This is a genomic window from Cobetia sp. 1CM21F (assembly GCF_023161745.1).
Lineage (GTDB): Bacteria > Pseudomonadota > Gammaproteobacteria > Pseudomonadales > Halomonadaceae > Cobetia > Cobetia amphilecti.
This window is the reverse complement of sequence record NZ_JALNTQ010000001.1, coordinates 251,988-265,351: the sequence shown is the minus strand read 5'-3', so window position 1 is coordinate 265,351 and position 13,364 is coordinate 251,988. Positions and strand designations below refer to the sequence as shown.

Sequence of the window (13,364 nt, the reverse complement as noted above, 5' to 3'; positions counted from 1 at the left end):
TTCGTGTGTGCGACCTGCCGCGGATGCCCTTCAGGCACATCCCCATCAACGACAACGGCCACCCCGAAGGGTGGCCGTTGTCGTTTGACTCACTCAGTACTCACAAAGGAGACATACAGGAGTCACACAGGCTTGCGCGGTGTCTCAGCGCAGAGGCCTGCTCAGAGACCGGGTCAGATATCTGAAGCCGATTCTCAGTCCAGCTTGCTCAGGTCGCGCACGGCGCCCTTGTCAGCGGAAGTCGCCAGCAAGGCATAGGCCTTGAGCGCGGCGGAGACACGACGGTTGCGCTGGATGCTTGGCTTCCAGGCATCCTTGCCGCGGGCATCCATCGCTTCACGGCGCTCATGCAGCTCGCTGTCGCTCAGCTTGACGTTGATGGTGCGATTCGGGATGTCGATCAGGATGGTGTCGCCATGCTCGACCAGACCGATGGCACCGCCCGCCGCCGCTTCCGGAGACGCGTGGCCGATGGACAGGCCCGAGGTACCGCCGGAGAAACGACCGTCGGTGAGCAGCGCACACGCCTTGCCCAGCCCCTTGGACTTGAGATAGGACGTCGGGTAGAGCATTTCCTGCATGCCCGGACCGCCCTTCGGCCCTTCGTAGCGGATGATCACGACGTCGCCTTCCTTGACCTTGTCGGCCAGGATGTCTTCCACCGCCTGATCCTGGGACTCACAGACGTAGGCACGGCCTTCGAAGACCAGGATGGAGTCATCGACGCCAGCGGTCTTCACCACGCAACCATCCAGTGCGATGTTGCCGTACAGCACGGCCAGGCCGCCCTGGGTGGAGAAGCAATGGTCGTAATCGCGGATACAGCCCTGGGCGCGATCACCATCTAGGCTCGGCCAGCGCGCGCTCTGCGAGAAGGCGGTCTGGGTCGGGATACCGCCCGGGCCGGCGCGATAGAACTCGACGACTTCATCAGTAGGCGAACGCATGATGTCCCACTCTTCCAGCGCCGCAGACAGCGAGTCGCCATAGACGGTCGGCACGGAGGTATCCAGCACGCCGACACGATCCAGCTCGCCCAGGATCCCCATGATTCCGCCGGCACGATGGACATCCTCGATGTGATATTTCTGGGTATTCGGCGCCACCTTGCACATCTGCGGCACGCTGTGGGACAGCTTGTCGATGTCGGACATGGTGAAGTCGACACCGGCTTCCTGAGCGGCGGCCAGCAGGTGCAGGATGGTGTTGGTCGAGCCACCCATGGCGATATCCAGCGTCATCGCGTTGGCGAAGGCGGCGCGGGAGCCGATGGCACGCGGCAACAGATGCTCTTCGTTGCCTTCGTAGTAACGGCGCGCCAGCTCGACGATGCGATGCCCGGCGTTCTCGAACAGGCGACGACGATCGGAGTGCGTGGCCAGTACGGTGCCGTTGCCCGGCAATGCCAGACCCAGCGCTTCCATCAGGCAGTTCATGGAGTTGGCCGTGAACATGCCCGAGCAGCTGCCACAGGTCGGGCAGGCACTGCGCTCGATCTCGGCGACCGTCTCGTCATCGACGCTGTCATCGGCGGCGATGACCATGGCATCGACCAGATCGAGGCCGTGATCCAGCAGCTTGGTCTTGCCGGCTTCCATCGGGCCGCCGGAGACGAAGATGACCGGGATATTGAGGCGCATGGCGGCCATCAACATCCCCGGGGTGATCTTGTCACAGTTGGAGATGCACACCAGCGCATCCGCACAGTGGGCATTCACCATGTATTCGACGCTGTCGGCGATCAGGTCACGCGACGGCAGCGAATACAGCATGCCGTCGTGGCCCATGGCGATGCCATCATCGACCGCGATGGTGTTGAATTCCTTGGCGACGCCGCCGGCCTTCTCGATCTCGCGCGCGACCAGCTGCCCCATGTCCTTGAGGTGGACGTGGCCCGGCACGAACTGGGTGAAGGAGTTGGCAACGGCGATGATCGGCTTCTGGAAGTCGCCATCTTTCATGCCGGTGGCGCGCCACAGGGCGCGAGCGCCGGCCATGTTACGACCTGCGGTGGTCGTACGGGAGCGATACTCTGGCATGGTAAACCTCATTCAATGCTTGGCCGCTCTCCTGTGCGAAGAGGGACTGATTCATGGAATTGCGCCTGGCAGGGTCAGGAAACTGACGCCGCCCTTCTGCGCAATCCGCTGCAGAATCACTCCGCACGGGAGCGGCTTCTGTTTTGGTCAGGCGGCTCCCCGCTCGGGGTACGCACACCTGGTGTCCAGAGGAGACGCGCGCCTCATGGGTCAACGCTGTCTGCCTAGGGTCAATTCTGTCATGTACCGGCCCCGCTTGCCTACCAGATAGCGCCGTCCACGCCACCAGCAGCCCCGAAAGATGCCGACAAGCGCCGAAAGCGTTGAATGAAGCGGCCTCTAGCGTGGGCCTGCGGCGGGAGGCGCTGATTACACTGAAGGACGACACATCAGGCAATGCCAGACACCCCACAAGGAACAGGAGTCACCCATGGCCGGAAAATTCGTCATCACTCGGGGCAAGGACAGCAAGTTCTACTTTGCGCTGAAGGCAGGCAACGGCGAGAAGATCCTGCAGAGTCAGGGCTATGCCGACAAACGCGGCTGCCTGAACGGCGTGGAATCCGTACGCAAGAATGCCGTCGAGGAAAAACGCTTCACTCGGGAAGTCGCCAAGGACGGACGTTTCTATTTCACCTTGCTGGCCGCCAACAGCCAGCAGATCGGTCGCAGTCAGATGTACAAGTCGGAATCCGGGCGCGACAACGGCATCGCCAGCGTCGGTCGCAATGCCGCTGAGGCGGCCGTCCTCGAGCAACTCGACACCGCCTGAGCACGAGCTAGCCCAGCCCCTTTCACGATCACCCTCCCGATCGCTCTTCCAATCGCCCTTCCAATCGCCCTTCCAGACTCTCCCGGAATCGACAGACCCAAGCCAAGGAAGAAGAAAGCACAGCAACGACAGAGGCCCCGCCAATTGGCGGGGCCTCTGTCGTCTTGCAACCGGCTTGGGGGCTGGCTGCGCTCAGCGCTTGTCACTCACGCCTCGCCGCTGATCACACACCACTCAATGACGCTGGGCGCTGTCACTGTCGAAGACCACACGCGAGACATCCGCGTAGCGCGCCGCGAAGTGCACGATCATGCCTTCCTTCAGGTATTCCGGCAGCTCATCGTAATCGCGCTGGTTGGCCTGCGGCAGAATCAGCTCGTAGATATCACTGCGCCGTGCCGCAATCACCTTCTCGCGGATACCGCCCACCGGCAGCACCTGACCGGTCAAGGTCAGCTCACCGGTCATCGCCAGTCCCTTGCGCGGCGCCTGATGCTTGGCCAACGACATCAACGCCGTGGTCATGGTCACGCCGGCGCTGGGGCCATCCTTGGGCGTCGCGCCTTCAGGTACGTGCAGGTGAATGAAGGACTCGTTGAAGAAGTCCGCCTCGGCATCATAGGCCTCGAGATTGGCCAAAGTGTAGGAGTAGGCGATGTTGGCCGACTCCTGCATCACGTCGCCCAGCTTGCCGGTCAACTTCAAGCCACGCGTCAGGCCATGCACCCGGGTGGCTTCAATGGGCAGGGTCGCACCGCCCATGCTGGTCCAGGCAAGCCCGGTCACCACGCCTTCGCCGGCCAGGACCTTCTCGCGACGGAAGATCGGCGCACCGAGGAATTCCTCGAGATTCTTGACCGAGACCTTCACGGTCGGCAGCTCCTCTTCCAGCAACTTCACCGCCGCCTTGCGCACGATACGGTGCAGCTGTTTCTCCAGCTGGCGCACGCCGGCCTCACGGGCATAGCCCTCGATGACCTGACGCAGCGCGGCGTCACTCAGATTGATGCGCTTCTTGGGGATGTTGTCGCGGGTCAGCAGCTTCGGCCACAGGTGGTGCTTGGCGATCGCCATCTTCTCCTCGGCGATGTAGCCGGAGAGGCGAATCTGCTCCATGCGGTCCAGCAGTGGGCCGGGGATGCTGTCCAGCGTATTGGCAGTACATACGAACAGCACCTTGGAGAGATCGAGGCGCACATCGAGGTAGTGATCGAGGAAGTCGACGTTCTGCTCCGGGTCCAGCACCTCGAGCAGCGCCGAGGCCGGGTCGCCCTGGAAGGACTGCCCCAGCTTGTCGATCTCATCGAGCATGATCACCGGGTTCTCGACCTTGACCTCCTTGAGCGCCTGCACCAGCTTGCCGGGCATGGCGCCCACGTAGGTGCGGCGATGGCCCTTGATCTCGGACTCATCGCGCATGCCGCCGATCGAGAAGCGATAGAACTCACGACCCAGCGCCTGGGCGATGGAGCGCCCGATGGAGGTCTTGCCCACGCCGGGCGGGCCGACCAGCAGCAGGATCGAGCCACCGACATCGCCCTTGAAGGTACCCTCGGCCAGAAACTCGACGATGCGTGACTTCACATCATCCAGCCCATCGTGATCGCGATTGAGCACGGTACGCGCATGCGCCAGATTGAGCTGATCGGTGGAGGTGATGCCCCACGGCAGCGAGGTCAGCCAGTCAAGATAGTTGCGCGTGGTGCCGTATTCCGGCGAGCCGGTCTCCAGCACCGACAGCTTGTCGAGCTCATCATCGATGCGCGACTGGACGCGCTCCGGCACCTTGAGCTCGTCGAGACGCGCGCGGAAGGTATCGACGTCGTTCTCGCGATCATCCTTGGAGATGCCCAGTTCACGCTGGATGACCTTGAGCTGTTCGCGCAGGAAGAATTCACGCTGATGCTTCTCCATCTGCGCGTTGACCTGCTGGGAGATCTCGGTCTGCAGCTGTGCGACCTCGATTTCCTTGCGCAGCAAGGGCAGCACCTTCTGCATGCGCTCCATCACCGGCAGCGACTCCAGCACCTCCTGCAGCTCAGCGCCCTTGGCCGAGGTGATGGCGGCGGCGAAATCGGTCAGCGGGCCGGGCTCATGCGGGCTGAAGCGGTTGAGGTACTGCTTGAGCTCCTCGCCGTACAGCGGGTTGATCGGCAGCAGTTCCTTGATGCCGTTGATCATCGCCATCGCGTAGGCGCGCGCCTCATCGCTCTCGGCATCAACCGGCTCGCGCGGATAGGTGACCTCGACCAGATAGGGAGGCTTGCGCGACAGCCAGCGCGTGATGCGGAAGCGGCGCAGTCCCTGGGCGATGAACTGCACCTGGTCATCGCCATCTTCGGGCTTGTGGACGCGCACGGCAGAGCCTATCTCGGGGAAGTGCTCGACCCCCAGCTCATCGACCTCGACATCGCCGACGAAGGCCAGACCGACAGCATGGTGCGGCGTATTGCCGACCAGCTGCATGGTCTCAGCCCAACGCTGCTTGTTGATCACCAGCGGCTGGACCTGGGCCGGGAAGAACGGGCGATTGTGAATCGGCAGCAGGTAGATGCGCTCCGGCAGCTGGTCGCCACTCGGCACCAGCCCACCCGAAGCGGAAGAAGAAGGCTCTTGTGACTGGCTGTCATCCTCGAAGCCGGCAAGAATATCGTCGTTATCGGAAATCTCTTCGTGACGTGGCATGCAACCCTCATGAAACCAGGCCTCGGTTGAGGCGATCATCTCCACCAATGCGGCCAGTGAGCCACTTTATCAAGGCAGGTTTGCCGCACCGGGGGCGCAACACTGCGTGTTCAGGGTGGCACCTGATGCGCCCCCTGGAAACGACAATGCCCGCCATGAGGCGGGCATTGTCGTTTCCAGCATACTGCGCGGCGCTCAGTAGATCGGGGTGCCGTTGATCTTCACGCTGTCACCATCGATCTCGACCACGAGGTTGCGGTCGGCGGCCTGCGGAGAGACACCCGCCATCATGGCCATCATCGGCGGCACGTTGCGGAACTCGAAGCGCCCGCTCAGACGATTCAGGAAGGCCTGCTGACCCGGTACGGTCTGCAGCTCCTGGATGGTCAGGTCGGTGATATCGGCACCATCGAGAATCATCTGGCCATCACCCTGCATGTCGACACCGAAGGCATCGCTCTTGGCATTCAGCGATTCCAGCGTCATACGCGGAGAGGTGCTCAGCATGGTGAACAGCGGCGCTTCGACCTTCTCGAGGATGGCGACCTGCTGCTCTTCGCTCAGCTCCTCGAACGGCTTGCCCGCTTCTTCCAGCAAGCCCTGCAGCTGGGTGATGAAGTCATAGACGGCCGCGCCCTGCAGACGGTCGATCGAGATGGACACGTCGCCGCTGGCCATCTGCTGATCACCCGCGCTGACATCCTGCACCGACAGCTTCATCAGATAGCGCAGCTCGGTCGGGTCCAGACGCGTTTCGCCGCTGTAACGGATATCGCTGGCGACCACCGGCGGCTGACCGGTGCCGTTGTCGATGGTCAGGGTGTCCAGCACGATCTTGTCGTCCTGGCGGAAGTCATTGTCCGCCCCACGATAGATGCCGTTGAGGCTCAGGGTGCCGACGCTGACCTTCTCGGCGCCATTGGTGATATCGAACGGCGTGATCTCGCCATCCACGGTGATTTCCGGCGTGTCACCGCCATCGTGGGAGGCCAGCAGCTCGCCGCCCTGGAAGTCGATGCGCGAGCCGCTCTCCGGGTCCTGCCAGTCGAAGGCCGGCAAGGTCAGGGTGGTGTCGCTGGCGCCGCTGAAGTTGTCGACGCTGCCATCGAAGGCGATCGCCTTGCCATCGCCGAGCACTTCGGCGAAGACGTCGCGTGACGGCGTACCGTACAGCACCTTGACGTTGCCCTGCATGGTGGTCGACAGCAGGCCGTGGCCGGCTTCATAGGGCAATACGATGCGCATGGGACCTTCACCGTCCCCAGTGGCGAGTTCCATCTCTACCCGGCCCGTGGAGCCGAACCAGCCGCTGTCGACATCCTCACGGGTCGCCTTGATGTCGGAGCTCCTGTCGAGCTCTGCCACCATGCGGGCCATCTCATCTTCAAAGCGCTGGCTTGAGTAAGCCACGCCGCCGACATAGCCGGCTGCCCCGATGACGACCACTGCCGTCGCGGTTACCAGTCCCTTGCCCATCGCATTAACCCTTGTCCGTTATTGGAGCATCACACCGTCTGCGCGGTGCCTCTTGTCGCATCTGCTTCCATCAGTGAAACATGTGCGTGAGCCTCGCCGCCAAGGCAGCGAAGCGTCAGTGCAACCACAGCCACAGATGCATCGTCGACCAGGCATAGATACCGGCGAAGACGTCATCCAGCATGATGCCGAAGCCACCGGCAACCCGGCGGTCGGCCCAGCGAATCGGCCATGGCTTGAGAATATCGAAGACCCGGAAGACCACGAAGCCCCATAGCGCTGCCTGCCAAGAGAATGGCACGGCGGCCATCGTGATCCAATAGCCGACGAATTCGTCCCAGACGATCCCGGAGTGATCATGCACACCGAGATCGCGCGAGGTGCGATCACAGATCCAGATCCCGACCAGCGACGCGACCAGCACGATGGCCAGATACGGCCACAGCGTGAGGTTGGTCATCAGCCAGTAGAACGGGATTGCCGCGAGAGTACCGAAGGTGCCCGGTGCAAAGGGCGCGGTACCACTGCCCAGCCCGAAGGCCAGGAAGTGGACGGGGCGCCGCCAGACACTGGCGGGAGCGCGATTCATGGTGCCACCCCGTTCGCGTTGCTTGACGACGCATCGCCGCAGGAGCCGTCTGCCCTAGAAGCCTGCGTGGCAGAGACCTGTATGTCAGAGCCCTGTGTGACAGAAGCCTGCGAGGCAGAGAAATGCTGCCAGCTCTGGCCCGTCGCTGCCTGTTCAACGCCCTTGTCCATCAGCATCACGCGCGGCGCATCGCTGCCCGCCGCCTGCATGCGACCGATGACATTCAAGGACAGATTGAGCGAGCGCAGGGCAAGCCTGGCCGCCTCGAGATTCTCTTGGGGCAGCGTGAGCAACAGCTCGTAATCGTCGCCGCCATTGAGGACCGCCTCGCGGGCGCCCTGCTCGCCCAGCGCCGTGATCAGCTCCGGCGCCAGCGGCAGTTCGCCAAGCTCCAGCGCCGCCGACAGCTGACTGGCATGACAGATGTGTGCCAGGTCGCCCATCACGCCATCGGAGACATCCAGGCCCGCACTGGCCAGCTCACGCAGCGCCAGCCCCGCATCGACCCGCGGTTCTGGTCGCAGGTAGGCCGCCAGGCAAGGATTCAGCACATCGCGTACGCCTTCCTGCCAGGCCTTGAGGCCAGCATGCGCCAACCCCGGCAGGCCGGTGACCGCGATGAGATCCCCCTCACGGGCGCCGTCACGCCGAAGAATCGGGCGGGTCACGCTATCGGCCTGCTGGGCAGGCTCGAGCACGCACGGCAGCTCGCCATGCACGGTGATCGTGATGGAGAGCGGGCCGCGCGTGACGTCGCCGCCTACCAGCGCGATGCCGTAGCGATCCGCCAGCGCGTGGAAACCGGCTGCAAAACCATGCAGCCAGTCTTCATCCACGTCCGGCAACGTCAGGGCCAGCAACGCCCAGCGCGGGGTCGCGCCCATCGCCGCCAGATCAGACAGATTGACGGCCAGGGCGCGATGGCCAATGGACGCCGCAGGCGCATCCGGCGGGAAGTGCACCCCCGCCACCGAGGTATCGACACTGACCGCCATCTGCATGCCATCACTGGCGGCAAGAAGTGCACAGTCGTCACCCGGCCCCAGCAACACGCCCGGTGCCCCGGACAGATCGCGCTGGAAGTAGCGGGCAATCAGCTCGAATTCACCTGGCATGTCAGCGCAGGCGGGCCTGGGTCACCTCGGCACTGCGCAGCTTGACTGCCAGCTTGTCGAGGATCCCGTTGACGTACTTGTGCCCGTCGGTGGCACCGAAGGTCTTGGCCAGCTCGACCCCTTCGTTGATCGCCACGCGATACGGCACTTCCATGCGCTTGGACAGCTCATAGGCGCCCAGACGCAGGATGGCCAGCTCGATCTCGTCGAGATCCTGCAGGCGACGGTCGAGCAGCGGGCTGATGCTGGCATCCAGTTCTTTCTGGAAGCGCGGCACGTTGTGCAGCAGCTCGTGGAACAGGGCCTGGTCGGCGATGCGCATCACCTCGACCCAGTTCTCGTGCAGCTCAACGTCATCGTCGACCTGTTGACCACGGAACTCGGCTTCGATGGTGGTCATGTTCTTGCCGGTCATCTGCCACTGGTAGATGCCCTGCACGGCCAGCTCGCGAGCGGCGCGACGCGCCTGCTGCTGCTTGGATGGCTCGCGCTCGGTACGTTCCTTGCGTTCGCTCACGCGTCACCTCCCATGGCCTTGAGCAGGGAGACCATTTCCATCGCCGCCATGGCCGCTTCGGTCCCCTTGTTGCCAGCCTTGGTGCCGGCACGCTCTATGGCCTGCTCGATGGAATTCACCGTCAGCACGCCATTGGCGACCGGGGTGTCGAATTCGAGCTGCAGACGTGACAGCGCGGAGTTGCACTCACCGGCGACGTATTCGAAGTGCGGCGTACCACCGCGGATCACCGCGCCCAGCGTGATGACGGCGTGCGGCTTGACCTTGGCCAGCACGGCCTTGACGGCCAGCGGAATTTCCCAGGCACCCGGCACGTGGATCAGGTCGATGTTTTCCTCATCGACGCCGTGGCGTACGAGAGAATCGACCGCGCCTTCCACCAGGCTGTCGACGACATGGTGGTTGAAACGCCCGACGACGATGACGTAACGGCCATCGACATTGGTGAAAGTGCCTTCGAGTTGAGCAATCGGTTGCATGGTCAGTCCACAATGCTAGCGCCCCGGAGAACCGGGGCGGGGATATCAATCATACCGGGGAAGGCCGCCAGAAGTGCGCGACCTCCCCCGCCATTTGGGGTGCCGAAGCGCTTACGCGCCCGCGGCGTCTGCGCCTGTCTCGCCTGCCGTGTCATCACTGCCGACCAGTTCGACCACTTCGAGGCCAAACCCGGACAGGGCAGAGAACTTCCACGGCGAGCTGAGCAGACGCATCCGGCCGACACCGAGATCCCGAAGGATCTGGGCACCGGTACCGGTGGTCAGATAATTGCCCGCACCATCGGATTCGTTGGTGCGCGGCGTACGACGTCGTCCGAGGAAGACATCGAGACGATCCTTGTAATCCATCGCGTCACTGCCGGTGTCCAGCAGTACCAGCACGCCGGCATCGGCGGCGGCGACTTCGGCGAGCGCATCATTGAGCGCCCAGCTGCTGCTGCCCGGCTGACGCAGGGTCAGCAGGTCGCGCATCGGGTCCTGCACGTGCACGCGCACGGTGGTCAGAGACTCGGCGTCCGGCGTGCCCTTGACCAGCGCCAGGTGGTGACGGCCCTGGATGCGATCGCTGAAGCAGTGCAGCGTCAGCTCGCCGAAGGCAGTCTCGACCTGCTCGCTGTCCAGCACTTCCACGGTCTGCTCATTGTGGATGCGATATTCGATCAGATCCGCAATGGTACCGACCTTGAGGTCGTGCTCGGCGGCGAAGCGCTCGAGCTCTTCACGACGCGCCATGCTGCCGTCGTCGTTCATGACCTCACAGATCACGCCGGTCGCGCCAAAGCCCGCCATGGACGCCAGGTCACAGGCTGCCTCGGTATGGCCGGCACGACGCAGCACGCCACCCGGCTCCGCCATCAGCGGGAAGATGTGCCCCGGCTGGACGATGTCCTGCGGGCGCGCATTGCGCGCGGCGGCAGCCTGCACGGTACGGGCGCGGTCAGCCGCCGAGATGCCGGTAGTGACGCCTTCGGTGGCCTCGATGGAGAGCGTGAACTTGGTGCCGAAGCCGGAACCGTTGGCCTGAACCATCAGTGGCAGCTGGAGCTGTTCGCAATGCTCACGCGACATCGGCATGCAGATCAAGCCACGCGCGTGGCGTGCCATGAAGTTGATGTGCTCGGCTGTCACGGCTTCCGCGGCGATGATGATGTCGCCTTCATTCTCACGATCCTCGTCATCCATGAGGATGACCATCTTGCCTTGCCGGATATCCTCGACGAGTGCTGCGATGCCTGATAGCGCCATGCTTGCTCCACTTTACGGGCTGCGCCGGCCCATGCCGGACCCACGCGTATTATCAAAAAGTCGGGCGTCAGGGTACCCCGCCACCCCGTTTTGCGCCAGCACCCAGCGACGCCGCTGTCGCCAGACGGCGGCAAGTGCTTGCGTGACAAGAAGAAATCAGTCGCCGCTCTCCTGCGGGTCTGGCGATGCCAACGGCACTGCGGTGATGCGCCAATCACGCCCCACCGCCCGGATATCGCGAATCTCGACCCGGCGCTGCTGCGCCATGTGATCCAGCCCCGGCAGTGCCAGCAGCGGGCGAGCCTCGCCCCCCAGCAGCGTCGGGGCCATGAAGAGCTGCATCTCATCGACCAGCCCCGCGTTAATCATGGCCCCGGCCAGCACCGCGCCGGTTTCCAGCAGCACCTCGTTGGCCTGCTCGTACTCGGCCAGATAGCGCAGCAGGGCCTCGAGATCCACGCGGCCATCTTCGCCGGCCGGCAGCGCCAACACCTCGGCACCGGCCGCCTCCAACAAGGTACGTCGCTCAGCCTGCGCCGCTGTCTCATCCGCGACACATACCAGCAGCGTACGACCGGATTGCGCCAGAATGCGCGCCGCCAGCGGCAGACGCAGATGGCTGTCCACCACCACGCGCAATGGCTGACGCGCCACCAGCGCCTCGAGCCCCAGCGGATGGTCTTCGAGCCCGAGCTGGTCGGCGCGCACATTGAGACGCGAATCATCGAAGATGACCGACTCGATGCCGCTCATCACCACGCTGGAGCGCGCGCGCAGACGCTGCACGGCACTGCGCGCTTCGGGGCCGGTGATCCACTGGGATTCGCCGGAAGCCATCGCCGTGCGCCCGTCCAGACTCATGGCCTGCTTGAGGCGCACGAAGGGCCGACCGCGCTCCATGCGTGACAGGAAGCCGGGATTGAGCGCTCGCGCCTCCTGCTCCATCACCCCGACCGTCACCGCGATGCCCGCGCCCTGCAGCAGCGCGATGCCGCGCCCGGCAACCTGCGGATTCGGATCACGCATCGCGATCACCACCCGCGAGACGCCCGCCGCGATCAGCGCCAGCGAGCAAGGGCCGGTACGCCCGGTGTGGGAGCAGGGCTCCAACGTCACATAGGCCACGCAGCCCAGCGCGCGCTCACCCGCCTCTGCCAGCGCATTGACCTCGGCATGCCCTTCCCCGGCACGCACGTGAAAGCCGCTCGCGATCACCTCATCGGTCTCGGCCTCTACCAGCACACAGCCGACACGCGGATTGGGCTGCGTCGTGTAGCTGCCCAGGCGCGCCAGGCGCAGGGCGTGGGCCATGTGGCGCGCATCACGCGCCGAGGGAGCACTGCGGTCGTGAGAGTGGCTGTCGTGAGAGTGGCTGTCGTGAGAGTGGCTGTCACGGGGAGCATGAGAAGCATGAGGAGAAAGAGACATGCGATACCTTGGCGTGAAACGAGAGAAGGTCAGGCGTAGCCCAGGCGGTGGTCAATACTTCGAGGCCTGAGGTCTGGGCTCAAGATCCAAGACCTGAGCCACTCAGCGTGACGCGACAGGACCAGCAGGCGCAGGCCTCGAGGGCATCTGCAAGGATGCCTGTGGCGAGACATCAGGGCCGCGCGTCTTCCTCGCCCGGCAGGAAGCTGGGCTCCTGGGCGAGACGGTCGATCTCGGCGCGGAACTCATCAAGATCCTGGAAGCGACGATAGACCGAAGCGAAGCGGATATAGGCGACCTGATCCAGCCGCTTGAGCTGCTGCATGACCTCATCCCCGATGCGCCGCGCCTCGATCTCACGCTCGCCGGTGGCACGCAGACGCTGACGAATGCGCTCCACCGCGGCCTCGATCAGCTCGGAGGAAACCGGGCGCTTTTCCAGCGCGCGCAGCATGCCGGCACGCAGCTTGTGCTCATCGAAGCTCTCACGCGAACCGTCACCCTTGACCACGCGCGGCATGACCAGCTCCGCCGTTTCGTAGGTCGTGAAACGCTCACCGCAGGCCGCGCACTGGCGACGCCGCCGCACCTGGTCACCCTCGACCACCAGTCGGGAATCCGTGACCTTGGTTTCATGAGTTCCACAGAAGGGACAGTGCATGTTGGAGAGCCTGCTTGGGTGCGAGGTGGCTGCGGCCCCGCGCGAAGCACAGCGAGGAAGTGGCGCAGCGCAGCCGAATGACAGCGAATGGCGGGTATTGTAACCGTTAAGGCCCCGCCACGGGAGCCTATGTCAGCCTCGACATGACTGAACTAGCCTTGGGGAGCGCCCAAGGGGCGACAGTAGTTTCCTGCATTGTCGCCTCGGGTGGCGGACACCGCGGCGAAAGCGTCAATCAACCTGCCCGGCAGGCTTGAAATCCCCGCCCGATAACCGAAAGATGACATCAGGGTGCAGCGCCTCACAAGGACGCTTGCCTGAGCCGTGAAATCCTTTC

General features: G+C 64.0%; 11 protein-coding genes. 1 reads left to right on the top strand and 10 read right to left on the bottom strand.

Translation table 11 applies throughout. The features are described from left to right. Nucleotides 1–194 precede the first annotated feature (194 nt). Nucleotides 195–2,039 (bottom strand): dihydroxy-acid dehydratase, encoded by a 1,845-nt coding sequence (ilvD, locus tag MSG32_RS01070; protein ID WP_248377059.1) that lies wholly within the window; start codon nucleotides 2,037–2,039, stop codon nucleotides 195–197. A 430-nt stretch (nucleotides 2,040–2,469) separates the two neighbouring features. On the opposite strand from ilvD, the gene MSG32_RS01065 reads away from it, so the two are divergent. Continuing rightward, on the top strand, nucleotides 2,470–2,811 hold the full coding sequence (locus tag MSG32_RS01065) for a YegP family protein (RefSeq protein ID WP_043331370.1): 342 nt from the start codon (nucleotides 2,470–2,472) through the stop codon (nucleotides 2,809–2,811). 234 nt (nucleotides 2,812–3,045) lie between these two features. Here the strand turns inward: MSG32_RS01065 and lon are convergent, their stop codons facing one another. From lon to nrdR, 9 genes are all read right to left on the bottom strand, one after another. Beyond that, nucleotides 3,046–5,496 (bottom strand): endopeptidase La, encoded by a 2,451-nt coding sequence (gene lon, locus MSG32_RS01060; RefSeq protein ID WP_082388290.1) that lies wholly within the window; start codon nucleotides 5,494–5,496, stop codon nucleotides 3,046–3,048. 195 nt (nucleotides 5,497–5,691) lie between these two features. After that, nucleotides 5,692–6,972 carry a DUF945 family protein gene (locus MSG32_RS01055; protein WP_248377058.1) on the bottom strand — a complete coding sequence of 427 codons (1,281 nt, stop codon included), beginning with the start codon at nucleotides 6,970–6,972 and terminating at the stop codon, nucleotides 5,692–5,694. A 115-nt stretch (nucleotides 6,973–7,087) separates the two neighbouring features. Further along, a complete protein-coding gene (locus MSG32_RS01050; RefSeq protein WP_043331372.1) occupies nucleotides 7,088–7,561 on the bottom strand; it encodes a phosphatidylglycerophosphatase A in 474 nt (157 codons plus the stop codon). Continuing rightward, nucleotides 7,558–8,676, bottom strand: coding sequence for a thiamine-phosphate kinase (thiL, locus tag MSG32_RS01045; protein WP_248377057.1), 1,119 nt, complete (start codon nucleotides 8,674–8,676; stop codon nucleotides 7,558–7,560). The genes MSG32_RS01050 and thiL overlap by 4 nt, the downstream gene beginning before the upstream one ends. Nucleotide 8,677: 1 nt before the next feature. Beyond that, the gene (gene nusB, locus MSG32_RS01040) at nucleotides 8,678–9,193 is read right to left on the bottom strand and encodes a transcription antitermination factor NusB (protein WP_043331373.1); all 516 of its coding nucleotides are present in this window, start codon (nucleotides 9,191–9,193) and stop codon (nucleotides 8,678–8,680) included. Continuing rightward, entirely contained in the window at nucleotides 9,190–9,672 is a 483-nt protein-coding gene (ribE, locus tag MSG32_RS01035; protein ID WP_043331374.1) for a 6,7-dimethyl-8-ribityllumazine synthase, read from the bottom strand. Before ribE ends, nusB begins: the two co-directional genes overlap by 4 nt. A gap of 111 nt (nucleotides 9,673–9,783) precedes the next feature. Further along, nucleotides 9,784–10,938: a bifunctional 3,4-dihydroxy-2-butanone-4-phosphate synthase/GTP cyclohydrolase II gene (gene ribBA, locus MSG32_RS01030; RefSeq protein ID WP_054555540.1), complete on the bottom strand. Its 1,155-nt coding sequence runs from the start codon at nucleotides 10,936–10,938 to the stop codon at nucleotides 9,784–9,786. A gap of 156 nt (nucleotides 10,939–11,094) precedes the next feature. Continuing rightward, nucleotides 11,095–12,249: a bifunctional diaminohydroxyphosphoribosylaminopyrimidine deaminase/5-amino-6-(5-phosphoribosylamino)uracil reductase RibD gene (ribD, locus tag MSG32_RS01025; protein ID WP_248378393.1), complete on the bottom strand. Its 1,155-nt coding sequence runs from the start codon at nucleotides 12,247–12,249 to the stop codon at nucleotides 11,095–11,097. Between the two features lie 289 nt (nucleotides 12,250–12,538). Next, a complete protein-coding gene (nrdR, locus tag MSG32_RS01020; protein ID WP_043331377.1) occupies nucleotides 12,539–13,027 on the bottom strand; it encodes a transcriptional regulator NrdR in 489 nt (162 codons plus the stop codon). Between the last annotated feature and the right edge of the window lie 337 nt (nucleotides 13,028–13,364).